Raw genomic sequence first — 23,619 nt, 5'->3', positions numbered from 1 at the left:
ACCGGTGTGCCCTGAGGAGGGCTTGATGCCGGTCAGTTAAAGCAGATTGATCACGGTGGCCCATTGCTCTGGCGTGACGGCCATCACTGAAAGGCGACTGCCTTTTTGTACCAGCGGCAGTTCGGCGAGGGCCGCTTGTTGTTTCAGATAGCCGAGGCCCAACACTTTGGGAAAGGTTTTCACGTGGGCCACATCGATCGCGCTCCACGGGTTTTTCTCTGCGGTGGCCTTGGCGTCGAAATAATGGCTTTCAGGTTCCAGCGCAGTCGGGTCCGGATAGGCCGCTGCGGTGATTTTGCCGATGCCGGCAATACCCGGCTCCGGGCAACTGGAGTGGTAGAAGAAAAACTCATCGCCCACGGCCATGCTTCTCAGGAAATTGCGCGCCTGATAGTTACGCACCCCGTCCCAGCGGGCTTCGCCCAACTTTTCCAGACCGTTGATGGAGAGTTCATCGGGCTCGGATTTCATCAGCCAATAGGCCATTTTTAAGCTCCTGGAAAAGGCATTGGGCAAGTTGTCAGGCAATTCCATGACAAACCGACAGTCGGTTGGCGTCAAGGTTTGCGTGTTGGTTCACGTTAACGCAAAATGCCGGGATTTTAAGCTTGACGCAGCTGCAACGGACTACTTTTGAACGTTGTTGTCATCGTGTACGAGGTGCCTGAAGGGGGGCAATCGATGCAACGTAAACCGGATTTACTATGGATTTTGGTTATTTTGTTTGGTCTGGGCGTCGTGACCACCGGGTATGCCCAGAGCTTGTGGTCGAACAAGACCGATGCGCCGGTTGAATTGGCTCAGCAGCAACCATTCAAGCGTTGACCCTTCCTTTCAAGGCGCCGCTGTCTGCAGCGGCGTTTCTGCGACATACCACTGCCTATCGGTAACGGTGCCCGCCAGCGGCACATCCCAGCTTGCCTGTGCCAGGCGCTCGACTTTCTGACATTCGTGGGCCAACCCCAACAGCGTCGGCTTGCGCCAACTCCGGCGGCGTGACAGGTAAGCCAGGCTGCGATCATAAAACCCGCCGCCCATGCCCAGGCGCCCGCCGGCATCATCGAACCCCACCAGGGGTAACAGCACCAGATCCAACGCCCAGACCTGACGCTGGCGGTTGGCATTCACCTGTGGCTCAAGAATGCGAAAGCGGTTGGGTGACAACTTATCTCCGGGCCGCACGCGCTGGAACACCATCTTGGTACGCGGCCAGGCGCTCAGCACCGGCAGATAAGTGGCCTTGCCCCGACGTTGAGCGGCGCGCAGCAGCAGGCGTGGATCGATTTCACCGTCAGTCGGCAGGTACAGGGAGATATGTCTGGCCCGGCGAAACAGCGGGTGCTGTGCCAGTTGCCGATACACGCCAAGGGCGGCTTTGCGCTGCTCGCTCGGCGATAGCTCGCGGCGGGCCTTGCGCAACATGCGTCGAAGTTGCGGACGGGAGAGCGGCGCAGGTTCGGTCATGGTTTTTTCGGCTCATAAAACAATGCCAGTCCTGAGACTGGCATTGAGTTTGGGAATTCAGGCTCCCCGACAGAGCCGCTGTCGACTTAGCCCTTGAACCCGAAAGTTCAAGGTGGAAGAAGCAGTAGGCTTTAAGGCTTTCCGTCTAGCGGACATGCACACCAGCCCAACGTGCAACTTCCAGGGTAGTGCGAATCGGCTCAGGGACATCGCCGACTGGCAAACACGCCAGGGAGTGGGGCGAGTATACCTTAAACCGAGGCGTCAATCAGCCCTTGGGTGCGTCCGAATCGCTGGAAAGCACCAGATCCACACGTTCCAGCAGGTCACGCACCTGTTCGCGCGTCGACCCGCTGGCCTGCACGTCAGGCCGTTCCTGCTTATGCAGCAAGTCGTGGGTGATATTCAGCGCGGCCATCACCGCGATGCGGTCGGCACCGATCACTTTGCCGCTGCTGCGGATTTCACGCATCTTGCCGTCCAGGTAGCGGGCGGCGCTTACCAGGTTGTTGCGCTCTTCCTGGGGGCAGATGATCGAATATTCTTTGTCGAGGATCTGCACGGTTACGCTATTGCTTGAACTCATGAGTCTTGCTCCAGGGCCTTCAGGCGCGAAATCATCGATTCGACCTTACGCCGGGCGATTTCGTTTTTTTCAATGAGGTGAGCGCGTTCCTCGCGCCAGGTCTTTTCCTGAGCTAATAGGAGTCCGTTTTGACTCTTAAGTTGCTCGACCCGATCAATGAGTAGTTCGAGTCTGGCCATCAGCGCTTGCAGGTCGGTGTCTTCCATTGGGTTCCACTGGATTTGTCTGATGAATGGCAACTTCAGGATAAACGATCTGACGCCCTCGATAGTCTTGGTACGTCTGCCGGTGCTAGGATACAGCGCTTCATTCTAGACATTGCGCCGTCTGGCGCCTAGCTCACCATGCCTATTCAGAACTCCCCGTATGACGCTTTCTCCAAACTGCTGAGCACCAGCGGCCATCCTTGCTCGCCTGCCGAACTGCACGGCGTGCTGGTAGGTCGCAGCTGCACCGGTGTCGGCTTTGACGCGGACAATTGGCTGGCCGATGTGGCCGAACTGCTCGAGAAAGAGCCAGAAGATAACGTGCGCAACGCGCTGATCGGCCTGCAGGAAATGGTCAAGGGCGAGCTGACGGGTGACGATGTCACTGTGGTCCTGCTGCTGCCGACCGACGACGCGCCACTTACCGAGCGCGCCGCAGCGCTGGGCCAATGGTGCCAGGGCTTCCTCCATGGCTTTGGCGTCAACGCCGCCGGCCTGGAATTGAGCGCCGACGCCAAGGAAGTGCTGCAGGACCTGGCGGCCATCTCCCAGGTGCAAGACGCCCTGGAAGAATCCGAAGACGGTGAAAGCGACTACATGGAGGTGATGGAATACCTGCGCGTCGCGCCGCTGCTACTGTTCACCGAGACCCGCAAGTCCGCTGAGCCAGCTGCCCCCAAGCCTTCGCTGCATTAAGAAAGGACGCCCATCTGCCCATGATCCATATCCCCAGAGCGGAATACACCCGACGCCGCAAGGCGCTCATGGCGCAGATGGAACCCAACAGCATCGCGATCCTGCCGGCTGCGGCCGTGGCGATCCGCAACCGTGATGTCGAGCACGTATACCGCCAGGACAGCGACTTCCAGTACCTGAGCGGCTTTCCCGAGCCGGAAGCGGTGATCGTGCTGATGCCCGGCCGCCTGCACGGCGAGTACGTGCTGTTTTGTCGCGAGCGCAATGCCGAGCGCGAATTGTGGGACGGCCTGCGTGCCGGCACCGAAGGCGCAATCCGTGACTTCGGCGCCGACGATGCCTTCCCTATCACCGATATCGACGACATCCTGCCCGGCCTCATCGAAGGCCGCGACCGGGTGTATTCGGCTATGGGCAGCAACGCCGAGTTCGACCGGCATGTGATGGAGTGGATCAACGTGATCCGCTCCAAAGCGCACCTGGGTGCCCAGCCGCCGAACGAATTTGTTGCCCTGGATCATCTGCTCCACGACATGCGCCTGTATAAATCGGCGGCAGAAGTGAAGGTGATGCGTGAAGCGGCGCGTATCTCCTGTGCGGCCCACGTGAAGGCGATGCAGGCCAGCCGCGCCGGTTTGCATGAGTTCAGCCTGGAAGCCGAGCTGGATTACGAGTTCCGCAAGGGTGGCGCCAAGATGCCGGCCTATGGCTCCATCGTCGCCGCCGGGCGTAACAGCTGCATCCTGCATTATCAGCAGAACGACGCGGTGTTGAAGGACGGTGACCTGGTGCTGATCGACGCCGGTTGCGAGATCGACTGCTATGCCAGTGATATCACCCGCACCTGGCCGGTCAACGGCAGGTTTTCGCCCGAGCAAAAGGCGATCTACGAAATTGTGCTGGCCTCCCAGGAAGCCGCCTTTGCCGAGATCGCGCCGAACAAGCATTGGAACCAGGCCCATGAGGCGACGGTGCGCGTCATCACCACCGGGCTGGTGAAGCTGGGGTTGTTGCAGGGTGACGTCGACGAACTGATCGCCAGCGAAGCCTACCGCGCTTTTTACATGCATCGCGCCGGCCATTGGCTGGGCATGGATGTGCACGATGTGGGCGAGTACAAGGTGGGCGGTGAATGGCGTGTGTTGGAAGTCGGCATGGCGTTGACCGTTGAACCGGGGATTTATATTTCGCCGGACAACCAGAATGTGGCAAAGAAGTGGCGTGGCATTGGCGTACGCATCGAGGACGACGTGGTAGTGACCAAGCAAGGCTGTGAGATCCTGACCGGCGGCGTGCCCAAGACGGTCGCCGACATTGAAGCATTGATGGCGGCTGCCCGATGAGCCGGGTCAACCTGGCCATTATCGGCGGCGGCCTGGTGGGGGCCAGCCTGGCGCTGGCCTTGCAGGCCGGGGCCAAGGCGCTGGGCTGGAAGATCGTGCTGATCGAGCCGTTCGCGCCCGGTGACACTTACCAGCCGAGCTATGACGCGCGTTCATCGGCGTTGTCGTTTGGTGCCCGGCAGATTTATCAGCGCCTGGGCGTGTGGCAGGAAATTTCCCGCCGCGCCGAGCCGATCAAGCAGATTCATGTGTCGGACCGGGGGCGTTTCTCCACTGCGCGGTTGTCCGCCATGGAGGAGGGCGTACCTGCCCTGGGTTACGTGGTGGAAAACGCCTGGCTCGGCCAATGCCTGTGGCAAGGTCTGGACAAAGACGTGATCAGCTGGCGCTGCCCTGCGGAAGTCACCCGCATGGAGCCGTTGCCCGACGGCTATCGCCTGACGCTCAACGATGAAACCGTACTGGAGTGCGACCTGGCCGTACTGGCTGACGGCGGCCGCTCCGGCTTGCGCGAGCAACTGGGCATCGGCGTCAAAACCCGTCCGTATAACCAGAGCGCCCTGATCGCCAACATCACCCCGAGCGAAGCCCACAACGGCGAGGCCTTCGAACGCTTCACCGATGAAGGCCCGATGGCCCTGCTGCCGCTGCCGGACAACCGTTGTGCACTGGTCTGGACGCGCCTTGGCATGGACGCCCAGCGCCTGGCCACCCTCGACGAGCGCAGTTTCCTGAGCGAACTGCAGGGCGTGTTCGGCTACCGCCTGGGCACACTCAAGCAAGTCGGCGCCCGTCATCTGTACCCGCTGACGCTGGTGGAGGCCGAAGAGCAGGTACGCTCGCACCTGGTCATCCTCGGTAACGCTGCCCACAGCCTGCACCCGATTGCCGGGCAAGGGTTCAACCTGTCCCTGCGCGATGCCAGTGCCCTGGCCGAGGCGCTGTTGGCCGGGCCGGCTGTACCAGGCGACCTGGCGACCTTGCAGCGCTATCGCGAGCGCCAGCGCCTGGACCAGAACCTGACCGTGGGTTTCTCCGACCAGGTCACGCGCCTGTTTGGCAGTACACAGTCGGTAGTGGCCTTGGGCCGCAACCTGGGCCTGCTGGGACTGGATCTGCTGCCACCGGCCAAACGCTGGTTCGCCCGTCAGGCCATGGGCCTGGGCACGCGTCCCGATGTTTGAACCACTCCTTATTCGCGGCCTGTGCCGCACACGAGACAAGGCTTAAAGCATGGACATGCGCGCAGATGTGCTGATTGTCGGGGCCGGAATGGTCGGAAGCGCCCTGGCGCTGGCGTTGCAGGGCAGTGGCCTGCAGGTGCTGCTGCTCGATGGCAGCCCGCTGAGTGTCAAGCCATTCGAGTGCGAGGCCGCCTTCGAGCCTCGCGTGAGCGCCTTGTCGGCCGCCAGCCAGCGCATCCTTGAGCGGCTTGGTGTATGGGAGGGCATCGTCGAGCGGCGTGCCAGCCCGTACGGCGAGATGCAGGTGTGGGATGGCAGCGGCACGGGGCAGATCCACTTTTCGGCGGCCAGTGTGCACGCCGAAGTGCTCGGGCATATCGTCGAGAACCGCGTGGTTCAGGATGCCTTGCTCGACCGCTTGCATGATTGCGACCTGGGCCTGTTGGCCAATGCACGCCTGGAGCAGATGCGTCGCTCCGGTGATGACTGGCTGCTGACCCTGGCCGATGGCCGCACGTTGCGTGCGCCGCTGGTGATCGCCGCCGATGGCGCCAACTCCGCCGTGCGTCGCCTGACCGGCACGGCGACCCGTGAATGGGATTACTTGCATAACGCCATTGTCACCAGCGTGCGCAGCAGCCAATCGCACCAGCGCACGGCGTGGCAGCGATTTACCGATACCGGGCCACTGGCGTTCCTGCCTTTGGTGCGTGATGGGCAGGAGGATTGGTGTTCGATCGTCTGGTCGACCACGCCGGCTGAGTCCGAGCGCTTGATGGCGCTGGATGATGAACGCTTCTGCCGTGAACTGGAGCGCGCCTTTGAAGGGCGACTCGGCACGGTGCTCAGCGCCGATCCACGTGTCTGCGTGCCGTTGCGCCAGCGTCATGCCAAGCGCTATGTGGCCGAGGGCCTGGCATTGATCGGCGACGCGGCCCATGTGATCCACCCGTTGGCGGGGCAGGGTGTGAACCTGGGCTTCCTCGATGCGGCGGTGCTGGCCGAAGTGTTGCTGTCGGCCACCGAACGCGGTGAGCGCCTGGCGGATGTAAAGGTACTGAGTCGTTACGAGCGTCGGCGCATGCCGCATAACCTGGCGTTGATGGCGGCAATGGAGGGCTTTGAGCGCTTGTTCCAGGCTGATCAGCTGCCGTTGCGCTGGCTGCGTAATGCTGGCTTGAAAATGGTCGATCAGATGCCCGAGGCCAAGGCGGTGTTTGTGCGCCAGGCCCTGGGCTTGAGTGGCGATCTGCCGGAGCTGGCCAGGCCCTGAGGCCGCTGTGCAACATCTGGTAACGCCTCCGCTGAGCGCTACCAAATGTGAGTCCTTATCATTTGCTTTCTTTTTGCAAATGAGAGACCGCACCCATGTTGGCACCCAAGCGCCTCCTGACTGCCCTGGCACTCACCCTCATCGGCAGCACTACCGTGCAGGCCGCCGACGAAGTCGTGGTCTACTCCTCGCGCATCGACGAACTGATCAAGCCGGTGTTCGACGCCTACACCCGCAAGACCGGCGTTCAGGTGAAGTTCATCACCGACAAGGAAGCTCCGTTGATGCAGCGCATCAAGGCCGAAGGTGAAAACGCCACCGCCGACCTGTTGCTCACCGTTGACGCCGGCAACCTCTGGCAAGCCGAACAAATGGGCATCCTGCAGCCGTTCACCTCCGAGGTGATCAGCAAGAACATCCCTCTGCAATACCGCTCCTCTGCCCATGCCTGGACAGGCTTGAGCCTGCGCGCCCGGACCATCGCCTATTCCACCGAACGTGTAAAAAACGGCGACCTGACCACCTACGAAGCCCTCGCCGACAAACAATGGGAAGGTCGTCTGTGCCTGCGCACGGCGAAGAAGGTCTACAACCAGTCGCTGACCGCCACATTGATCGAAACCCATGGCGCGGCCAAGACCGAAGAAATCGTCAAGGGCTGGGTCAATAACCTGTCCACCGACGTGTTCTCCGATGACATCGCAGTGCTCGAAGCCATCAACGCCGGGCAGTGCGACGTGGGTATCGTCAACACCTACTATTACGGCCGCCTGCACCAGCAGAACCCGAACCTGGCGGTGAAACTGTTCTGGCCGAACCAGGGTGACCGTGGCGTGCATGTGAACCTGTCGGGTATCGGCCTGACTAAGCACGCGCCCCACCCGGAAGCGGCCAAGGCGCTGGTGGAGTGGATGACCACGCCTGAGGCGCAGAAGATCTTTGCTGACGTGAACCAGGAGTTCCCGGCCAACCCGGCGGTGCCACCTTCGGCCGAGGTGGCGACCTGGGGCAAGTTCGTGGCGGACACCCTGCCGGTGGAAGTGGCGGGCAAGCGTCAGGCCGAGGCCATTCGGCTGATGGATCGCGCCGGCTGGAACTAAGCCGCGCTGCAGTTCCAACTGCGCGAAGGGGCTTGTCCCCGATGGCGATGGATCAGCCCCTGACAGGTGGGCTGGGACTTCGCCATCGGGAGCAAGCCCCTTTCCACATTGGATTGAAATGATTTCAAGCTATTCATTGATTGAGAACTGACTTTGGCCCATCCCGCCCAACGCCGCTGGTACCTGCCGGTCTTCACCGTAGCCGCCCTGGTGTTGCTGCCGCTGAGCGTTCTGCTGTTGTCCTGGCAAAGCATCGACCTGCAGATTTGGTCTCACCTCTGGCAGACCCAGATGCCACGCCTGCTGGGCAACACCTTGACCCTGGTGTTGGGCGTGGGTGCCGGCGTGACGCTGCTGGGTGTCAGCCTGGCGTGGTTGACCAGCTTGTGTGAGTTTCCCGGGCGGCGCTGGCTCGACTGGGCGCTGATGCTGCCCTTTGCGATTCCGGCCTACGTGCTGGCCTTTGTGTTTGTTGGCCTGCTGGACTTCGCAGGCCCGGTGCAAACCCTGCTGCGCGAGTGGTTTGGTGCGGGGTTGCGCCTGCCACGCGTACGCTCCACCAGCGGCGTGATTATCGTGTTGGTGCTGGTGTTCTACCCGTATGTGTACCTGCTGGCGCGCACCGCGTTTCTCGCCCAGGGCAAAGGCCTGATGGAAGCGGCGCGTGTGCTGGGGCAGTCGCCGTGGCAAGCGTTCTGGCGTGTGGCGTTGCCCATGGCCAGGCCTGCGATTGGTGCGGGTGTCGCCTTGGCGCTGATGGAGACCCTGGCGGATTTCGGCGCGGTGTCGGTGTTCAATTTCGACACCTTCACCACAGCGATCTACAAGACCTGGTACGGTTTCTTCAGCCTGTCCGGCGCGGCGCAGCTTGCCAGCTTGTTGCTGCTGGTCGTCATGGTGGTGCTGTATGGCGAACGGCGCGCCCGGGGTGCGAGTCGACCGAGCAACGAGCGGCCGCGGGGCAAGGCGCTGTATCACCTGCACGGATTCAAGGCCGTGGCGGCCAGCGGCTGGTGCGTGCTGGTGTTCGCTTGCGCGTTTGTGATCCCGATGCTGCAACTGATTGCCTGGTTCTGGCAGCGAGGCCGCTTCGACTTGGATGAACGCTACGCCGGGCTGATTGTTCACACCCTTTACCTGGGGGGCACTGCAGCGCTGATTACGGTCAGCGTGGCGTTGATATTGGCCTTCGCCAACCGGCTGGCACCGACACGAACGATTCGCTCCGGCATCAGCCTGGCCAATGTCGGCTATGCCTTGCCGGGCTCGGTGCTGGCAGTGTCGATCATGCTGGCGTTCAGTTATCTGGACCGCGAGCTGGTGGTGCCGCTGTCGGGCTGGTTGGGGGGGGCGGGCAAGCCATTGTTGCTGGGCAGCTTGTTGGCATTGGTGCTGGCGTATCTGGTGCGCTTTCTGGCGGTGGCCTACGGTCCTTTGGACAGCAGCCTGGCGCGAATCCGCCCATCGTTGCCGGAAGCGGCGCGCAGCCTCGGTGTCAGTGGCCCGCGACTGTTTTGCAAAGTGTATCTGCCGTTATTGCTTCCTGGAGCGTTGAGCGCGGCGCTGCTGGTGTTCGTGGATGTCCTCAAGGAAATGCCCGCTACCCTGCTGATGCGCCCGTTCGGCTGGGACACCTTGGCGGTGCGTATCTTTGAAATGACCAGTGAAGGCGAGTGGGCACGGGCCTCTTTGCCGGCGCTGACACTGGTATTGGTTGGCCTGTTGCCGGTCATTGGGTTGATTCGCAGGTCTGCACGACAAATCGGTTAGGTGTCAGTGCTACGGCTTGCAGCTACAATGCGCGGCATTCGGTGCGCTTCGTCTTTCGGAGCGGGTCGCTGGACGTGGCTGCAGGCCTTGTAATTCGAGGCTTCAGGCGCGAACAGCTGCTCCGCGCACCTTCGCCAAGCCCGGAAGGAGAAACCCATGGGACAGCGTACGCCTCTGTATGACCTGCATCTCGCCCTCGGCGCGAAAATGGTCGATTTTGGCGGTTGGGATATGCCCCTGCATTACGGTTCGCAAGTTGAAGAACACCATCAGGTGCGACGCGACTGCGGGGTGTTCGATGTATCCCATATGACCGTGATCGATGTCACAGGCCTACAGGCCAAGGAATGGCTGCAGTATCTGCTGGCCAATGATGTGGATCGTTTGCATGGCTGCGGCCGTGCGTTGTACAGCGCGATGCTCAACGAGCAGGGCGGCGTGGTCGACGATATGATCGTCTACCGCACCGAAACCGGTTATCGGCTGGTGTTCAACGCCGCCACCCGTGACCAGGACATGGCCTGGATACGGGCGCAGCTGGGCAGCTTTTCAGTGCAACTGCAGGAGCGGTCCGAGTTGGCCATGCTGGCTATCCAAGGCCCGCATGCCCGGCAGAAAATCGCCGAACTGGTTACCCAGTCGCGCAGCACCTTGATCCACCAGCTCAAGCCCTTTGAGGGGCAGGCCGACGGCGACTGGTTTATTGCCCGCACGGGTTATACCGGCGAAGACGGCCTGGAAATTGTCCTGCCCGCCGATCAGGCGCCGGGCTTTTTCAACGACCTGGTGGGCGCCGGCATCTCACCCATCGGCCTTGGGGCCCGCGATACGCTGCGCCTGGAAGCCGGTATGAACCTGTATGGCCAGGATATTCACCTGGGCGTTTCACCGCTCGTGGCCAATATGGGCTGGAGCATTGCCTGGGAGCCTGCCGAACGCAACTTCATCGGCCGCGCTGCACTGGAGGCGGAAAAAGCCGCGGGTGTGCAGTTCAAATTGGTCGGGCTGGTGCTGGAGGAACGCGGGGTTTTGCGCGCTCATCAAGTGGTTCGTATCGCCAATGTTGGCGAAGGAGAGATCACCAGTGGTAGTTTCTCTCCTACGCTGAGCAAATCCATTGCCTTGGCACGTGTACCGACGGCCACCGCCGATCGGGCCGAAGTGGAAATCCGCGGCAAGTGGTACCCGGTTCGAGTGGTCAAGCCGACCTTCGTGCGCCATGGCAAAACCTTGATCTAACCTATTTCCGGCAGGCCGAAGGCCGCTGACATTTCTTCTTGAGGACACAGACTATGAGCGATATCCCTGCCGAACTGCGTTTTGCCGAAAGTCACGAATGGGCCCGTCTGGAAGCGGACGGCACGGTGACCGTCGGGATCTCCGACCATGCTCAGGAAGCTCTGGGTGATGTGGTGTTCGTTGAGCTGACTGAAGTTGGCAACGTGTTTGCCGCAGAGGCTCAGGCGGGTGTGGTTGAATCGGTGAAAGCGGCTTCGGATATCTACTCGCCGATTGCTGGCGAGGTGATCGCGGTGAACGAAGAACTGAGCACTGAACCAGAACGCTTGAACACCGATCCGTACGGTGCCTGGATCTTCAAGCTCAAGCCAAGCAACCCGGCTGATCTGGAAAAACTGCTGGATGCTGCTGGCTACAAAGCCGCCATCGGCGAGTGATGCTGACGCTGGAGCCGGGCAATCCGGCTCCAGCAACTTGCCTTCAGCGCTGCAATACCGCTTTTACAGCGGCTACCGACCGCTCTACGTCCGCCTCTGTCATCGCCGTGAACATCGGCAACGACACGATCAAACGCCCAACACGCTCGGCTACCGGGAACATGCCTTCCTTGAACCCCTGTGCCCGATACAGGCTCAGCAGGTGGATCGGCGGGTAGTGGTAGCCAATGCCGACGCCGTGGGCCTGCATTTGCTCCATGAATGTCGCGCGCGCCGGCAGGCCATCCTGACGTTCAGGCAGTACCAGTTGGAACAGGTGCCAGTTACTGTTTTCGAAATCGGCTGGCGGCAGTTGCGCGCCGTATTTTTCTTCGAAGTCACTGCCGAAGCATTTGAAGTAGTGCCGTGCCAGGTTCTGGCGATGTGCGGTGATCTTCTCGATATGAGCGAATTGCCCCAGGCCGATGGCGGCGGCGATATCGGTCATATTGAACTTGCCACCCAACACATCCACATCCAGGCCGTCGAAACCCGTGCGGGTCACGCCCTGCAGGCGATATTTCTCCGCCAGACGCGCTTCCTCGGCGTTGTTCAATACCAGGCAACCGCCTTCAGAAGAGGTGATGTTTTTGTTGGCCTGGAAGCTGAACGACACGAAGTCACCGGTAGCGCCGATGCGCTCGCCGTCCCAACTGGAGCCCAGCGCCTGAGCGGCGTCTTCGATGATGCGCAGGTTGTACTTGTTCGCCAGCGCATAAAGCATTGGCATGTCCAGGGGCAAGCCCGCCAGGTACACCGGAATGATCGCCTTGGTGCGCGGTGTAATGGCTGCTTCTACCTGGGCCAGGTCGATATTGCGAGTGACCGGGTCGATATCGGCAAACACCGGCGTGGCGCCTACTTCCAGGATCACGTTGGCTGTAGCGACCCAGGAGATCGGGGTGGTGATGACTTCATCGCCGGCACCGATACCGGCGATGCGCAAGGCGATCTCCATGGTGCAGGTCCCCGAGTTGAACGTGCGCACCGGGCGGCCACCGAAGTATTCCGATAACTGAGCCTCGAATGCCTGCACCTTCGGCCCGCTGGTGATCCAGCCGGAGCGCAGTACATCGCCGACTGCCGCGATGGTGGCTTCATCAATGGTAGGTTTGGAAAACGGCAGGAAGGGCTGTTGGCTCATGACGAAGAAGGCATCCGTTTCAGGTAGGCGATGAGTAATAGACGTATCAGTACCGCATGGTTGCACGGTTTGACTGAATATAGCCTGTCACGCGTGAATGAATCGTCATGATACGGACAAAAAAATGCCGCTTCAAAAAGCGGCATTTTTTCAGGCAGTGCTATTACTCGGCAATGGCATTCTTCGCCAGGATCGCATTGGCCAGTTCCATGTCGGTAGCCTTCAGGCCAGGGTTGTCGGCACGGACTTTCTGCATGGCGGCTTCCAGGTAGGGGCCGCGGATACCACCGTCGCTGGCGACGAAGCTGCCGGCGTCGTCTTGAGCAGCAACGACCATCTTGTGGTCTTTGAAGGTCAGGTACGTCGAGCCGGTGGTAGCGCCCGATGAGATGACGTTGCGCCAGAAGCTGTCGGCCATGGCTGAGCCGACAGGAAGAGAAAGCACGGCGAGGGTTGCGACAGCATATTTAAGACGCATGATGGGTGACTCCGGGTGGGTTATCTGAACCTTTTGATTGTAGTTAACCCAACCGAGTTCCATCACTGACTAAACAGTTTCGACTTGCAAAACTGCCCCATTCTGCGCGATTACGCGTACTTGAGAGCCTACGGGCTTATCCGGCCCGGTCACCATCCACACGCCATCACCGACTTTTATCTTTCCACGGCCATCGACGATTGCCTGATGCACCACAAAGGTGCGCCCAATCAGTTCCGACCCGCGCATGTTCAGCCCTGGCTGGTCGCTGAGCTTGGCGCTGCTGCGCTGGCGTTTCCACCAGTACACGGCCGTCAGGATCGACAACACGGCGAACAGCAGCAACTGCCATTCCAGGCCGAGCGGCGGGATCAGGAACTTGATCACGCCCACGGCCGCCGCGGCGATGCCCATCCATAGCAGGTAACCACCTGCGCCAAAGACCTCAAGAATCAACAGCACCGTGCCCAGTGCCAGCCAATCCCAGAACGACAGATGCTGCAGGAAATCCCACATGGCGTGCCTCAGCCTTTCTTGTTGTCGAAGGTGGCCTTGACGATTTCGCCGATACCACCGACGGCGCCGATCACCTGGCTGGCCTCCAGCGGCATCAGGATCACCTTGCTGTTGTTGGCCGAAGCCAGCTTGCCCAGCGCATCGATGTATTTTTGCGCGACGAAATAATTCACCGCCTGCACGTTGCCTGATGCGATAGCCTCTGAAACCACCTGGGTAGCGCGGGCTTCAGCTTCGGCCTGGCGCTCACGGGCTTCGGACTCAAGGAACGCCGCCTGGCGGCTACCCTCGGCCTCCAGGATCTGCGCCTGCTTCTTGCCTTCGGCTGTCAGGATCGCCGATGCCCGCAGGCCCTCGGCCTCCAGGATTTGTGCACGCTTGATCCGCTCGGCCTTCATCTGGCCCGACATGGCGGCCATCAGGTCGGCGGGTGGGCTGATGTCCTTGATCTCGATGCGGGTGATCTTGATGCCCCATGGCGCCGTGGCTTCATCGACGGTACGCAGCAGTTTTTCGTTGATACCGTCACGCTGGCTCAGCATGGCATCCAGCTCCATGGAGCCCAGCACGGTACGGATATTGGTTTGCAGCAGGTTGCGGATGGCATGTTCGAGGTTGTTGACCTCGTAGGCGGCCTGGGCGGTATTGACCACCTGAAAGAAACACACGGCGTCGATCTGCACGGTGGCGTTGTCGGCGGTAATCACTTCCTGGGGCGGAATATCCAGCACGCTTTCCATCACGTTGATCTTGCGACCGATGCGGTCCATGACCGGGATGATGATATTCAGGCCGGGTTTGAGGGTGTTGGTGTAACGGCCGAAACGCTCGACTGTCCACTGGTAGCCCTGGGGCACCACTTTAAAACCCATGAACAGGATGGCGACGGCCAATCCCACGAACAAAAGCAGTACGGTTCCGATCTGCATGGCGATTCCCTATCTGAAGGTATCAGTAAAACGACGTTCGGCCGATTGTAGCGGTCTGGTCACGGATAAGGACGGTTTCACGGCTCAACAATCAAAGGATTTGTTTCTGAATCGCCAGGTGTTACCCGTAATACTTCTGCCAGCGTGGTCAGGCTGGCGTTCACTTTCTCCAGGCCAGCCATGCGCAGGCTGCACATGCCTTGCTCAATAGCCGCCCGACGCAGCGCCTGCACGTCGGCACCGGGAGTTACCAATGCCTTGAGCGGTTCGTTCATCAACATGATTTCGTAGAGCCCGGCTCGGCCTCGATAACCGCTATCGCGACACTCCACGCATCCGACGGCCTCGCAGGCATTCTCCAGTACATTCACCGTTCGCTTGCAGTGAGGGCACAAAAGGCGCACCAAACGCTGCGCCATCACTCCTATCAGCGTAGCTTTGATCAAATAATGAGCAATGCCCAATTCCTGCAAACGGCTGATGGCGCTGGGTGCATCGTTGGTATGCAGGGTCGACAGCACCAAGTGCCCGGTGAGTGCGGCCTGGATTGCCATCTCTGCGGTTTCCTGGTCGCGAATTTCGCCGATCATGATGATGTCCGGATCCTGGCGCAGCAGCGCGCGTATGCCGCTGGCGAAGGTCAGGCCTATGTTGTGCTGCACTTGCATCTGGTTGAAGGCGGGCTCGACCATCTCGATCGGGTCCTCCACTGTGCACAGGTTGACCTCGCGGGTCGCCAGTTGCTTGAGCGTGGCGTAAAGCGTGCTGGTCTTGCCTGAGCCGGTAGGGCCGGTAACCAGAATGATGCCGTTGGCCTGGCGGGTCATTGCCTGCCAGCGCTGCTGGTCAGCGGGCGACAAACCCAACTGGTCAAAATCCTTGAGCAATACCTGCGGGTCGAAAATCCGCATCACCAGCTTTTCGCCAAATGCCGTCGGCAAGGTTGAAAGCCGCAGTTCCACTTCGGCGCCCGTGGGGCTTTTGGTTTTGACCCGGCCGTCCTGGGGTTTGCGTTTCTCTGCCACATTCATCCGGCCCAGGCTTTTCAGGCGGCTGACCACCGCCATGGTGACCTGGGGCGGGAACTGATAGACGTCGTGCAACAGCCCATCGATGCGCAAGCGTACACGGCTTTGTTCGCGGCACGGTTCTATATGGATGTCGCTGGCCCTTTGGCCAAAGGCGTACTGCAGCAGCCAGTCGACGATGTTGACGATGTGCGCGTCATTGGCGTCCGGCTCCTTGTCGCTGGCGCCGAGGTTGAGCAGTTCAAAGTTGCCCGGGGACGCCACCTTCTGATCTGCGCCACTGACCGACCTGGCCAGTCGGTAAAATTCGTCGATGCAGCGCTGAATATCCCGGGGGTTGGCGACCACGCGTTTGATTGAGCGCTTGAGCACTTGCGCCAAGCCGGCTTCCCAGCCGGTGACATAGGGTTGTGCGCTGGCGATGGTGACGCTCTGGGCGTCTACCGCCACCGCGAGAATGGCGTGGCGCTGCGCGAAGGCGTGGGACATCAATGGCACGACCGCCGCCACGTCGATCCTCAGCGGGTCGATACGCAAATAAGGTTGCCCGGCGTGCCGGGCCAGCCACTGGGTCAAGGCTTCCAGGCATGGCCCCTGGGCGGCGACATATTCCAGGGGATGCTGGGTGTTGCTGGCCGGTAGCCTCGCCAAGCGCTGTGCAATGTCGGTTGTAATCAGCCCTCCATCGATCAATGCCGGCAGCATCGGTTGAAGTTCCAGTCGTTGGTCAACAGGCATGGGGTTTCCTGGGGAAGTAGAGAACAACCCCCAGGCTAGCCAGCCCCTGAACATCTTCCTCCCAGCGTGTATTTCATGGCTTTACCGAGCGCTCGCCACCCATGCTTGAAGCCCCGCAGAATCAGCCGGCCAGAGGTCCAGCGAGTGCACGTTGATCAGGTTTCGAATCTTTTCACCGATCACCTGGGCGCGGTGCCAACTCAAACCGTCCATCACGATATCAATGCTCAACAGGTCGTCCTTGCGGTCTACATTGACTTGCCGTGGCGTCAGGCTTTGCAAAGCGAAATAGTTGAGCGCGCGGCACAACACATCGGGCTCAGCCTCGGCAACGATGCGGTAATGCGCCTGGCAATGGGCGTTGTTGACGGCCCACGCGTCAATGCGGGCAGCAGGCTGGGTGGCTTCGACGGCGTGCATGAGAAATCTCCAAATCAGGCTGGAGAAATTTTTACATTCGGCAGCGGAGATTTCTTGCCTGATATTCGCGTAAATTGCGAAGGATCGAATCAAGTGATTCAAGACTGACGTATTTATAGGTAATTCTATGCACAGTGAGTTGGACGCCTACGACCGCCGTATCCTGGCCTTGCTGCAGGAGGATGCTTCGCTGTCCAGTGCACAGATCGCCGAACAGGTTGGCCTGTCCCAGTCGCCCTGTTGGCGGCGTATTCAGCGGCTCAAGGAGGAGGGGGTGATTCGTGGTCAGGTCACCTTGCTGGATCGCAAGAAAATCGGCCTCAACACGCAGATTTTTGCCGAGGTCAAACTCAATGCCCACGGCCGCTCCAACTTCACAGAATTCACCGAAGCGATTCGCGGGTTTTCGGAAGTGTTGGAGTGTTACGTGCTGATGGGGGCGGTGGATTTTCTGTTGCGCATCGTGACGTCGGATATTGAAGCGTACGAGCGGTTTTTCTTCGAGAAGCTGTCCATGGTGCCGGGCATCCAGGAGGTCAACTCAATCGTGGCGTTGTCGGAGATCAAATCCACCACCAGCCTGCCAGTGTTGCGCTGACAGGCTTGGCCTCATCGGGGGCAGATCGCACCGCCCCCGATGGCGATATCACAGACGCAGCAGGGTTTTCCACGCGCGATTCTGGAACACCGCAATCGCCTGGTGCATACGCGCATCCAGCGACTCGTCAGTGATCGGTTGGTTGGCCAGTTGCACCAGCTTGTTCAGTTCACCGTACAGGCGGTCCAGTTCCGGAATATCCACCACCTGGCGCGCATGGTGCAGCCAGGCCTGGATGCGTTCAAGGCGTGGCAGTTGCTCGGCCAGGTCTTCTGGTTGCTGCTGGTAGCGCGGCAGTTGCAGGGCGACAGCATCTTCGGCCAGCAGGCGTGGCAGCCAGTTGGTGATCTGCGCGGCGCCCTGGCGGTTGCCCCGCACGTTGCGGTCGGCAGTCCAGGTGCGGGCCAGCAGCCAGCGGGAAGCGTTCAGTGAGAACAGGCCCCAGCGCACGTCTTCCAATTCTTCGATGAACTGTTCCGGCGCAGCTTTGCGTATGTCTTCATCATCGTCACCGGCCTGCACCAGTGGGCGCCAGTCTTCCAGCAATGCATCCAGCGCGCTGCGCAGCTCGCTGGTGGATTGACGCGGTGCGGCCTGACCGAGGCTGCCGATCAAGGCGCGCAATTCGCCGAGGTTGTCGACCCAGTCCTGCAACAGCCGCCAGTGACCATTGAAGCGGTACTGCTCGGCCAGGCGCTGGCTGCTGCCCAACAGATGCCACATGATGGCGGCGAAGGCGTCGTCCAACGGCATTTCGGCGTGAATCTGCGGCGCCGGCAGGCTCAGGGAGTAGCTGCCGGCGTCATACAGGCGATAGCCGCGTTCGGCCTTGCTGATATCACACGGCATCAACGCCAGGGTGGCGGCCAGCTCGGCGGCCAGTTCCAGCAGGGCGGCCGGTTCGCCTTCACGCAATTCCAGTTCCAGTTCGCAGATTTCTTCTTTCTGCTTGCCGACCACGACATGGCCCAAGTCCAGGGCGGCTTCGATGACCACCTTGGCTTTGCCGCGACCCCAGGCGATCTCGGCGCGTTCGCGCACAAAATCGGTGGTGAAGATCGGCTTGAGGGTTTTTTTGTCCAGTTCGGCCAGTTGCTCGGGCCAGCACTCGCCGTCGAGTTTCTTCACGTCGAGCTTGGCTTTGGGCAACTCCCAGTTGTATTCGTTACGTTCCGACAAGCCGGCGACACTCTGGCCACGGGTCTTGAGGGTCTGAATGATGTCGTCACCGTCCTTGCGCAGGCGCAGGGCGACTTTGGCCTGGGCCAGGTCACGCTCTGGGGTGTCGAAGTACTGGTTCATCAACTCACGGCGTTCCCAGCCACTTTTGTTGCGTTTTTTCAGGAGCGGGTGCTCACGCAGTGCGGCGAGGGTCTCGCGGCTGACGCGCAGCTTGATTTCGGTTTCTTTTTGCATGGCCGGAACATCCAGGATCGGGAGCGCAGCCGGGGAAAAGAGTGGCTGCCAAGGTCGTGCAGTGTACAGGACTGAGCCCGGCAACGCGCCGCAACGGTTTATTGTGTCGTGCAGATGGCTCTATAGTGGGCCTCATCCGGGAAGTTGAGAGACCGCGTATGCCGTTACCCACCTTGAAAGAGCAATTCGCTGCGCTGATTGCCGCGCCGTCGGTCAGTTGCACCCAAGCGTCTCTCGACCAGACCAACCGCCCGGTGATCGATCTGCTCGCCGACTGGCTGGGCGACCTGGGTTTTGCCATCGACATCCAGCAGGTCAGCCCCGGCAAATTCAACCTGTTGGCCAGCTTCGGCAGCGGCCCGGGCGGCCTGGTGCTGGCGGGGCATAGCGACACGGTTCCTTATGACGCAGCATTGTGGAAGACCGACCCGCTGAAACTGACGGAAGTCGACGGCCGCTGGATAGGGCTGGGCAGTTGCGACATGAAAGGTTTTTTTGCGCTGGTAATCGAAGCCGTATTGCCGCTGCTGGATCAACCGTTCAGGCAACCGTTGCTGATCCTTGCGACCTGTGACGAAGAAAGCTCGATGTCCGGCGCCCGTGCGCTGGCCGAAGCTGGCCGCCCGTTGGGACGCGCGGCGGTGATTGGCGAGCCTACCGGCCTCAAGCCGATCCGCCTGCACAAAGGCGTGATGATGGAACGCATCGATATCCTTGGCCAAAGTGGCCATTCATCGGACCCGAGCCTGGGCCACAGCGCTCTCGAAGCCATGCACGACGCCATCGGCGAGTTGCGCGGCCTGCGCCTGGCCTGGCAGCGCGAGTACCGCAACCCGCAGTTCAGTGTGCCCCAGCCGACTATGAACTTCGGTTGTATCCATGGTGGCGACAACCCCAATCGCATCTGCGGCCAGTGTTCCCTGGAGTTCGACCTGCGCCCCCTGCCGGGGATGGACCCTCGGGTGTTGCGCGATGCGATCCGGCAAAAGCTGCAACCCGTGGCCGAGCGTCATCAGGTCAAGATCGACTACGCGCCGTTGTTCCCCGAAGTACCGCCGTTCGAGCAACCGGAAGACGCCGAACTGGTTCGAGTGGCGGAGCGATTGACCGGTCATCGCGCCGAAGCAGTAGCGTTCGGCACTGAAGCGCCTTATCTTCAGCGCCTCGGTTGTGAAACCCTGGTGCTTGGCCCTGGCGACATCGCCTGCGCGCACCAGCCGGGCGAGTACCTGGAAATGTCACGCTTGACGCCTACAGTGCGTCTATTGCGGGATCTGATCGAGCATTACTGCCTTAAACCCGCATAAATTAAGCCTTGTCCATTCGTACATAGAAGGAGAGCGAGCGTGTCGCCAAGCCTGTTCCGACGATAACCACCAGCCCGCTGTGCGCTTTCACGATTCATCCTTGTTTGGCTGCTACTTATTACAGGCCCAGGTTTTATGCCCGAATACGTCAATTGGCTTCGTCACGCTTCGCCCTACATCAACGCTCACCGGGACTGCACCTTTGTGGTCATGTTGCCGGGCGATGGTGTGGAGCATCCGAATTTCGGCAATATCGTCCACGACCTGGTGCTGCTCCACAGCCTGGGTGTGCGGCTGGTGCTGGTACACGGCTCGCGCCCTCAGATCGAGGCGCGCCTTGAGGCCCGCGGCCTGACTCCGGCTTACCACGAAGGCTTGCGCATCACCGATGCCGCTACGCTGGAATGTGTGATCGACGCCGTCGGCCACCTGCGTATTGCGATCGAAGCGCGCCTGTCCATGGACATGGCGTCTTCGCCGATGCAGGGCTCGCGCCTGCGTGTCGCCAGTGGCAACCTGGTGACTGCCCGCCCGATCGGCGTGCTCGAAGGTGTGGATTACCACCACACCGGCGAAGTGCGTCGGGTCGACCGCAAGGGTATCAACCGCCTGTTGGACGAGCGCTCCATTGTGCTGCTGTCGCCCCTGGGTTACTCGCCCACCGGTGAGATCTTCAACCTGGCCTGCGAAGACGTCGCCACGCGCGCCGCTATCGACCTGGGTGCCGACAAACTGCTGCTGTTCGGGGCCGACATGGGCCTGATCGATGAAAACGGCCGGCTGGTGCGCGAACTGCGCCCCCAGCAAGTGCCGGCACACTTGCAACGCCTGGGTGCGAGCAACTATCAGGCCGAATTGCTCGACGCGGCCGCCGAGGCTTGCCGCGGAGGAGTAGGGCGCAGCCATATCGTCAGTTACGCCGAAGACGGCGCCTTGCTCACCGAGCTGTTCACCCGGGACGGCGGCGGTACGCTGGTGGCCCAGGAGCAATTCGAGCAGGTGCGCGAAGCGGCGATTGAAGACGTGGGCGGCTTGCTCGACCTGATCAGCCCGTTGGAAGAGCAGGGCATTCTGGTGCGCCGTTCGCGTGAAGTCCTGGAGCGTGAGATCGAGCAGTTCAGCGTGGTCGAGCGTGAAGGCATGATCATCGCCTGCGCGGCGCTGTACCAGATTGCGGATTCGGATGCCGGTGAGCTGGCGTGTCTGGCGGTGAACCCAGAGTACCGCCACGGTGCGCGTGGTGATGTGTTGCTCGAACGTATCCAGACCCGTGCTCGGGCGCAGGGGTTGAAGACGCTGTTTGTCCTCACCACCCGCACCGCTCACTGGTTCCGCGAGCGCGGCTTTGTGCCGAGCAGCGTGGATCGCCTGCCGTCGGCGCGGGCGTCGCTCTACAACTACCAGCGTAATTCGAAAATTTTCGAGAAAGCGCTCTAACTAAAAGGGGGGCTTACTCCCTATAGCGGTGGGTCAGTCACTTATGAGGGGCTGGCTGGATGACTGCTGTCGCAAGCAAGCCCCCCTCACATTCGCCTGCGTTTTATCTTGATGCATGTGTCGCTGACGAGCGCCGAACAACCCGGCAACAGCGCCTCGCGCCTTCCCCATCTTCAAAAACTCCGCCCTGTCCCCAGACGCTTTTGCCATGACGCATCGCCCCACGCTTAAGAAGCATTGATCTGGGCCGATACGCTAAACGTCACGATCGATACATTGAGTGAAGTCGTCGCTACGCGAAACCTGGCACCCTCACCTGACGACTTGCGGGCCGCTTTGACAGCAAAAGAAATTATTAGTGACACAAAAACTGTAACAAATTGACGGGAGGATGTGCCTTTGGCCATGATGGCGTCGCCTTTTTGATCGTGGGTGACGTATGCAACGGTACGGCTACGTCAATCGATCTAAAAAAAGGCTGTTAAAGACCATTTGGGTATTAGCTTATGGCGCGGTTGGTCTACGCTGGTCGACTCGCTTACCTGAAAAGGTTATTCCTGAATGGTATGAAAAAGAATGAAATAATTCTTTTTGGGTGTATGAAAAACTCATTACCCTGCAGGGACCAAATTAACTGCGATTAGACGAAGGTAGTAGACATATCAGGTTACGATTGACTTGGTAGTCACTATCTGGCGCTAATCGCGCATCTGTGGATCAAGGGCGTTAGACCCGAGACCTAAGAAATACAAAAATTAGAAATGAGAGGAGCGGTACATGAAGAAGTCAACATTGGCGTTGGCCGTGGCTGTGGCTGCAATTGCACAACAGGCACACTCCGCCGGTTTCATCGAAGACAGCAAGGCCACTCTGGGTCTGCGTAACTTCTACATCAATACTGACAACCGTGATGGCCAGCCTGCAGCAACGGGCAGCGGCGCCAACACTCGTAGCAAAAACGCCGAATGGGGCCAAGGCTTCGATCTGCGTTTCATCTCGGGTTATACCCAAGGTACCGTTCAGTTTGGTGTTGATGCTATCGGCCTGTATGGCTTGCGCCTGGATTCCAGCCGTGCAGACCACGGTAACTACACCGGTACAGCTTCCGGCGGTACCGTCTTCCCAAGCGATGGCAACAAGGCTGTCCGCGACTACGCCAGCCTGGGCCTGACCGGTAAGGTCAAGATTTCCCAGACCGAGCTGAAAATCGGTACCCTGCAGCCAAACAACCCGGTCATCAAGACCAACGACGGTCGTTTGCTGCCACAAACCTTCCAGGGCGGCCAGATCACGTCGAACGAGATCAAAGACCTGACCCTGACCGCTGGTCAAATCGAGCACGCCAAGGGCCGTAACTCCAGCAACAACGAAGGTCTGTCCCTGGCTGGTGCCAACGGTAGCTCGAACTATGACGCAGGTAACTTCGTCAACAAGTTCTACTATGCCGGTGCTGACTACAAAATCACCAAAGACCTGACCGCTTCTTACTACTACGGCGAGCTGAAAGACTTCTACTCGCAGAACTTCCTGGGTTTGGTACACAACTGGGCAATCGGCCCGGGCGTGCTGAAAAGCGACCTGCGCTACTACCGTAGCCGTGACAACGGTGCCAATGGTGACACCGCCGGTTACTACACCTCTGGTTACTACGGCGGCACCACCACCAAGGGCAAGGTCGACAACGATCTCTACAGCTACTTGGCACTGTACTCGGTTGCTGGTCACACCTTTGGTGGCGGTTACCAGTACACCAAGGGCGACAGTGACTTCCCTTGGCTGAACCAAGGTGACGGCTCGTCGAACAGCACCATCACCGACATGCAAATCCAGAAGTTCGCCCGCGCTGGCGAGCGTACCTGGCAAGCTCGCTACGCTTATGACTTCGCCAAAGTCGGCGTACCTGGCCTGACCGCCGGTGTGGTTTACCTGCGTGGTACCAACATCTCCAACCCTACTGGTGATAAAACCGAATGGGAACGTGATCTGACTCTGGCTTACGTTGTTCCAGAAGGTCCGCTGAAAAACCTCGGTGTGGCTTGGAAAAACGCTATGTGGCGTACCGATATCGCTACCCGCGACCAAGACGAAAACCGTCTGATCGTCAGCTACTCGATCCCACTGTTGTAAGCGCTTGAAGCCTTGCCCGGCGCAATGCCGGGCAAGGTGTGTTGCTTTCAGGTCGGGCTCAACCCCCGCAAGCCCTTCCCGAATCCCCTCTTTGTACAGCGTCTCAAGGCCTTCTCGAACCTTGGAACCGATGTTGATCCTCGC

24 protein-coding genes and 1 other RNA gene are annotated in these 23,619 nt (G+C 60.2%); 13 read left to right on the top strand and 12 right to left on the bottom strand.

Annotation, left to right across the window (positions count from 1 at the left end; all coding sequences use genetic code 11):
- Nucleotides 1-36: 36 nt before the first annotated feature.
- Complete coding sequence (locus tag M5B97_RS06100; RefSeq protein WP_248730996.1) at nucleotides 37-486, bottom strand: EVE domain-containing protein; 450 nt, start codon at nucleotides 484-486, stop codon at nucleotides 37-39.
- Nucleotides 487-633: 147 nt separating this feature from the next.
- Here M5B97_RS06100 and M5B97_RS06095 point away from each other — a divergent pair, with 147 nt between their 5' ends.
- Nucleotides 634-825: a hypothetical protein gene (locus tag M5B97_RS06095; RefSeq protein WP_134659328.1), complete on the top strand. Its 192-nt coding sequence runs from the start codon at nucleotides 634-636 to the stop codon at nucleotides 823-825.
- A gap of 9 nt (nucleotides 826-834) precedes the next feature.
- Here M5B97_RS06095 and M5B97_RS06090 read toward each other — a convergent pair whose 3' ends face one another.
- From M5B97_RS06090 to M5B97_RS06075, 4 genes are all read right to left on the bottom strand, one after another.
- A complete protein-coding gene (locus tag M5B97_RS06090; RefSeq protein ID WP_134659326.1) occupies nucleotides 835-1,464 on the bottom strand; it encodes a 5-formyltetrahydrofolate cyclo-ligase in 630 nt (209 codons plus the stop codon).
- A 59-nt stretch (nucleotides 1,465-1,523) separates the two neighbouring features.
- A non-coding RNA gene (gene ssrS, locus M5B97_RS06085) (6S RNA) lies at nucleotides 1,524-1,702 on the bottom strand.
- A 30-nt stretch (nucleotides 1,703-1,732) separates the two neighbouring features.
- Complete coding sequence (locus tag M5B97_RS06080) at nucleotides 1,733-2,050, bottom strand: cell division protein ZapA (protein ID WP_003176812.1); 318 nt, start codon at nucleotides 2,048-2,050, stop codon at nucleotides 1,733-1,735.
- Nucleotides 2,047-2,256, bottom strand: coding sequence for a TIGR02449 family protein (locus M5B97_RS06075; RefSeq protein ID WP_003177365.1), 210 nt, complete (start codon nucleotides 2,254-2,256; stop codon nucleotides 2,047-2,049). The genes M5B97_RS06080 and M5B97_RS06075 overlap by 4 nt, the downstream gene beginning before the upstream one ends.
- Before the next feature lie 138 nt (nucleotides 2,257-2,394).
- Here M5B97_RS06075 and M5B97_RS06070 point away from each other — a divergent pair, with 138 nt between their 5' ends.
- The 8 genes from M5B97_RS06070 (at nucleotide 2,395) to gcvH (ending at nucleotide 11,298) form a co-directional block, all read left to right on the top strand.
- Nucleotides 2,395-2,952: a YecA family protein gene (locus M5B97_RS06070; protein ID WP_123716462.1), complete on the top strand. Its 558-nt coding sequence runs from the start codon at nucleotides 2,395-2,397 to the stop codon at nucleotides 2,950-2,952.
- A 20-nt stretch (nucleotides 2,953-2,972) separates the two neighbouring features.
- Nucleotides 2,973-4,295, top strand: a complete 1,323-nt coding sequence (gene pepP / locus M5B97_RS06065) for a Xaa-Pro aminopeptidase (protein ID WP_123716461.1) — start codon at nucleotides 2,973-2,975, stop codon at nucleotides 4,293-4,295.
- Entirely contained in the window at nucleotides 4,292-5,479 is a 1,188-nt protein-coding gene (gene ubiH, locus M5B97_RS06060; protein ID WP_248730995.1) for a 2-octaprenyl-6-methoxyphenyl hydroxylase, read from the top strand. Before pepP ends, ubiH begins: the two co-directional genes overlap by 4 nt.
- Before the next feature lie 55 nt (nucleotides 5,480-5,534).
- The gene (locus tag M5B97_RS06055; RefSeq protein WP_167659687.1) at nucleotides 5,535-6,752 is read left to right on the top strand and encodes a 2-octaprenyl-3-methyl-6-methoxy-1,4-benzoquinol hydroxylase; all 1,218 of its coding nucleotides are present in this window, start codon (nucleotides 5,535-5,537) and stop codon (nucleotides 6,750-6,752) included.
- A 95-nt stretch (nucleotides 6,753-6,847) separates the two neighbouring features.
- Nucleotides 6,848-7,852, top strand: coding sequence for an extracellular solute-binding protein (locus tag M5B97_RS06050; protein WP_123716458.1), 1,005 nt, complete (start codon nucleotides 6,848-6,850; stop codon nucleotides 7,850-7,852).
- 153 nt (nucleotides 7,853-8,005) lie between these two features.
- Nucleotides 8,006-9,622 carry an iron ABC transporter permease gene (locus M5B97_RS06045; protein ID WP_248730994.1) on the top strand — a complete coding sequence of 539 codons (1,617 nt, stop codon included), beginning with the start codon at nucleotides 8,006-8,008 and terminating at the stop codon, nucleotides 9,620-9,622.
- A gap of 156 nt (nucleotides 9,623-9,778) precedes the next feature.
- The gene (gene gcvT / locus M5B97_RS06040; protein ID WP_123716456.1) at nucleotides 9,779-10,861 is read left to right on the top strand and encodes a glycine cleavage system aminomethyltransferase GcvT; all 1,083 of its coding nucleotides are present in this window, start codon (nucleotides 9,779-9,781) and stop codon (nucleotides 10,859-10,861) included.
- A gap of 53 nt (nucleotides 10,862-10,914) precedes the next feature.
- The gene (gene gcvH, locus M5B97_RS06035) at nucleotides 10,915-11,298 is read left to right on the top strand and encodes a glycine cleavage system protein GcvH (RefSeq protein WP_123716455.1); all 384 of its coding nucleotides are present in this window, start codon (nucleotides 10,915-10,917) and stop codon (nucleotides 11,296-11,298) included.
- Nucleotides 11,299-11,341: 43 nt separating this feature from the next.
- Here gcvH and M5B97_RS06030 read toward each other — a convergent pair whose 3' ends face one another.
- From M5B97_RS06030 to M5B97_RS06005, 6 genes are all read right to left on the bottom strand, one after another.
- The gene (locus tag M5B97_RS06030; protein WP_123716454.1) at nucleotides 11,342-12,481 is read right to left on the bottom strand and encodes a DegT/DnrJ/EryC1/StrS aminotransferase family protein; all 1,140 of its coding nucleotides are present in this window, start codon (nucleotides 12,479-12,481) and stop codon (nucleotides 11,342-11,344) included.
- A gap of 163 nt (nucleotides 12,482-12,644) precedes the next feature.
- On the bottom strand, nucleotides 12,645-12,959 hold the full coding sequence (locus tag M5B97_RS06025) for a DUF2388 domain-containing protein (RefSeq protein WP_123716453.1): 315 nt from the start codon (nucleotides 12,957-12,959) through the stop codon (nucleotides 12,645-12,647).
- 69 nt (nucleotides 12,960-13,028) lie between these two features.
- Entirely contained in the window at nucleotides 13,029-13,475 is a 447-nt protein-coding gene (locus tag M5B97_RS06020) for an NfeD family protein (protein ID WP_123716452.1), read from the bottom strand.
- An 8-nt stretch (nucleotides 13,476-13,483) separates the two neighbouring features.
- A complete protein-coding gene (locus tag M5B97_RS06015; RefSeq protein WP_134659312.1) occupies nucleotides 13,484-14,404 on the bottom strand; it encodes an SPFH domain-containing protein in 921 nt (306 codons plus the stop codon).
- A 77-nt stretch (nucleotides 14,405-14,481) separates the two neighbouring features.
- Nucleotides 14,482-16,170 carry a GspE/PulE family protein gene (locus M5B97_RS06010; protein WP_248730993.1) on the bottom strand — a complete coding sequence of 563 codons (1,689 nt, stop codon included), beginning with the start codon at nucleotides 16,168-16,170 and terminating at the stop codon, nucleotides 14,482-14,484.
- Nucleotides 16,171-16,251: 81 nt separating this feature from the next.
- Nucleotides 16,252-16,590, bottom strand: coding sequence for a hypothetical protein (locus tag M5B97_RS06005; RefSeq protein ID WP_123716450.1), 339 nt, complete (start codon nucleotides 16,588-16,590; stop codon nucleotides 16,252-16,254).
- 127 nt (nucleotides 16,591-16,717) lie between these two features.
- Between M5B97_RS06005 and M5B97_RS06000 the strand changes: the two genes are divergently transcribed.
- Nucleotides 16,718-17,188 carry an Lrp/AsnC family transcriptional regulator gene (locus M5B97_RS06000; RefSeq protein ID WP_060753552.1) on the top strand — a complete coding sequence of 157 codons (471 nt, stop codon included), beginning with the start codon at nucleotides 16,718-16,720 and terminating at the stop codon, nucleotides 17,186-17,188.
- Between the two features lie 48 nt (nucleotides 17,189-17,236).
- On the opposite strand, the gene M5B97_RS05995 is transcribed toward M5B97_RS06000, so the two are convergent.
- Complete coding sequence (locus M5B97_RS05995) at nucleotides 17,237-18,604, bottom strand: CYTH domain-containing protein (protein WP_134659306.1); 1,368 nt, start codon at nucleotides 18,602-18,604, stop codon at nucleotides 17,237-17,239.
- A gap of 158 nt (nucleotides 18,605-18,762) precedes the next feature.
- On the opposite strand from M5B97_RS05995, the gene argE reads away from it, so the two are divergent.
- The 3 genes from argE (at nucleotide 18,763) to M5B97_RS05980 (ending at nucleotide 23,475) form a co-directional block, all read left to right on the top strand.
- Nucleotides 18,763-19,911 carry an acetylornithine deacetylase gene (argE, locus tag M5B97_RS05990; RefSeq protein ID WP_134659304.1) on the top strand — a complete coding sequence of 383 codons (1,149 nt, stop codon included), beginning with the start codon at nucleotides 18,763-18,765 and terminating at the stop codon, nucleotides 19,909-19,911.
- A gap of 135 nt (nucleotides 19,912-20,046) precedes the next feature.
- Nucleotides 20,047-21,348, top strand: coding sequence for an amino-acid N-acetyltransferase (argA, locus tag M5B97_RS05985; RefSeq protein WP_123716448.1), 1,302 nt, complete (start codon nucleotides 20,047-20,049; stop codon nucleotides 21,346-21,348).
- A gap of 777 nt (nucleotides 21,349-22,125) precedes the next feature.
- Nucleotides 22,126-23,475 (top strand): OprD family porin, encoded by a 1,350-nt coding sequence (locus M5B97_RS05980; RefSeq protein ID WP_134659302.1) that lies wholly within the window; start codon nucleotides 22,126-22,128, stop codon nucleotides 23,473-23,475.
- Nucleotides 23,476-23,619: the final 144 nt, after the last annotated feature.

This window comes from Pseudomonas sp. MWU13-2517 (genome assembly GCF_023242545.1).
Classification (GTDB): domain Bacteria; phylum Pseudomonadota; class Gammaproteobacteria; order Pseudomonadales; family Pseudomonadaceae; genus Aquipseudomonas.
Note: the sequence above shows the minus strand (reverse complement) of the source record. Positions and strands in the feature narration are given on the sequence as shown.

Bases quoted from the DNA above. Each gene is read 5' to 3' on its own strand.
- M5B97_RS06100 (WP_248730996.1), bottom strand. From the start codon at position 486: ATGGCCTATTGGCTGATGAAATCCGAGCCCGATGAACTCTCCATCAAC.
- M5B97_RS06090 (WP_134659326.1), bottom strand. From the start codon at position 1,464: ATGACCGAACCTGCGCCGCTCTCCCGTCCGCAACTTCGACGCATGTTG.
- M5B97_RS06080 (WP_003176812.1), bottom strand. From the start codon at position 2,050: ATGAGTTCAAGCAATAGCGTAACCGTGCAGATCCTCGACAAAGAATAT.
- M5B97_RS06075 (WP_003177365.1), bottom strand. From the start codon at position 2,256: ATGGAAGACACCGACCTGCAAGCGCTGATGGCCAGACTCGAACTACTC.
- M5B97_RS06070 (WP_123716462.1), top strand. From the start codon at position 2,395: ATGCCTATTCAGAACTCCCCGTATGACGCTTTCTCCAAACTGCTGAGC.
- pepP (WP_123716461.1), top strand. From the start codon at position 2,973: ATGATCCATATCCCCAGAGCGGAATACACCCGACGCCGCAAGGCGCTC.
- ubiH (WP_248730995.1), top strand. From the start codon at position 4,292: ATGAGCCGGGTCAACCTGGCCATTATCGGCGGCGGCCTGGTGGGGGCC.
- M5B97_RS06055 (WP_167659687.1), top strand. From the start codon at position 5,535: ATGCGCGCAGATGTGCTGATTGTCGGGGCCGGAATGGTCGGAAGCGCC.
- M5B97_RS06050 (WP_123716458.1), top strand. From the start codon at position 6,848: ATGTTGGCACCCAAGCGCCTCCTGACTGCCCTGGCACTCACCCTCATC.
- gcvT (WP_123716456.1), top strand. From the start codon at position 9,779: ATGGGACAGCGTACGCCTCTGTATGACCTGCATCTCGCCCTCGGCGCG.
- gcvH (WP_123716455.1), top strand. From the start codon at position 10,915: ATGAGCGATATCCCTGCCGAACTGCGTTTTGCCGAAAGTCACGAATGG.
- M5B97_RS06030 (WP_123716454.1), bottom strand. From the start codon at position 12,481: ATGAGCCAACAGCCCTTCCTGCCGTTTTCCAAACCTACCATTGATGAA.
- M5B97_RS06025 (WP_123716453.1), bottom strand. From the start codon at position 12,959: ATGCGTCTTAAATATGCTGTCGCAACCCTCGCCGTGCTTTCTCTTCCT.
- M5B97_RS06020 (WP_123716452.1), bottom strand. From the start codon at position 13,475: ATGTGGGATTTCCTGCAGCATCTGTCGTTCTGGGATTGGCTGGCACTG.
- M5B97_RS06015 (WP_134659312.1), bottom strand. From the start codon at position 14,404: ATGCAGATCGGAACCGTACTGCTTTTGTTCGTGGGATTGGCCGTCGCC.
- M5B97_RS06010 (WP_248730993.1), bottom strand. From the start codon at position 16,170: ATGCCTGTTGACCAACGACTGGAACTTCAACCGATGCTGCCGGCATTG.
- M5B97_RS06005 (WP_123716450.1), bottom strand. From the start codon at position 16,590: ATGCACGCCGTCGAAGCCACCCAGCCTGCTGCCCGCATTGACGCGTGG.
- M5B97_RS06000 (WP_060753552.1), top strand. From the start codon at position 16,718: ATGCACAGTGAGTTGGACGCCTACGACCGCCGTATCCTGGCCTTGCTG.
- M5B97_RS05995 (WP_134659306.1), bottom strand. From the start codon at position 18,604: ATGCAAAAAGAAACCGAAATCAAGCTGCGCGTCAGCCGCGAGACCCTC.
- argE (WP_134659304.1), top strand. From the start codon at position 18,763: ATGCCGTTACCCACCTTGAAAGAGCAATTCGCTGCGCTGATTGCCGCG.
- argA (WP_123716448.1), top strand. From the start codon at position 20,047: ATGCCCGAATACGTCAATTGGCTTCGTCACGCTTCGCCCTACATCAAC.
- M5B97_RS05980 (WP_134659302.1), top strand. From the start codon at position 22,126: ATGAAGAAGTCAACATTGGCGTTGGCCGTGGCTGTGGCTGCAATTGCA.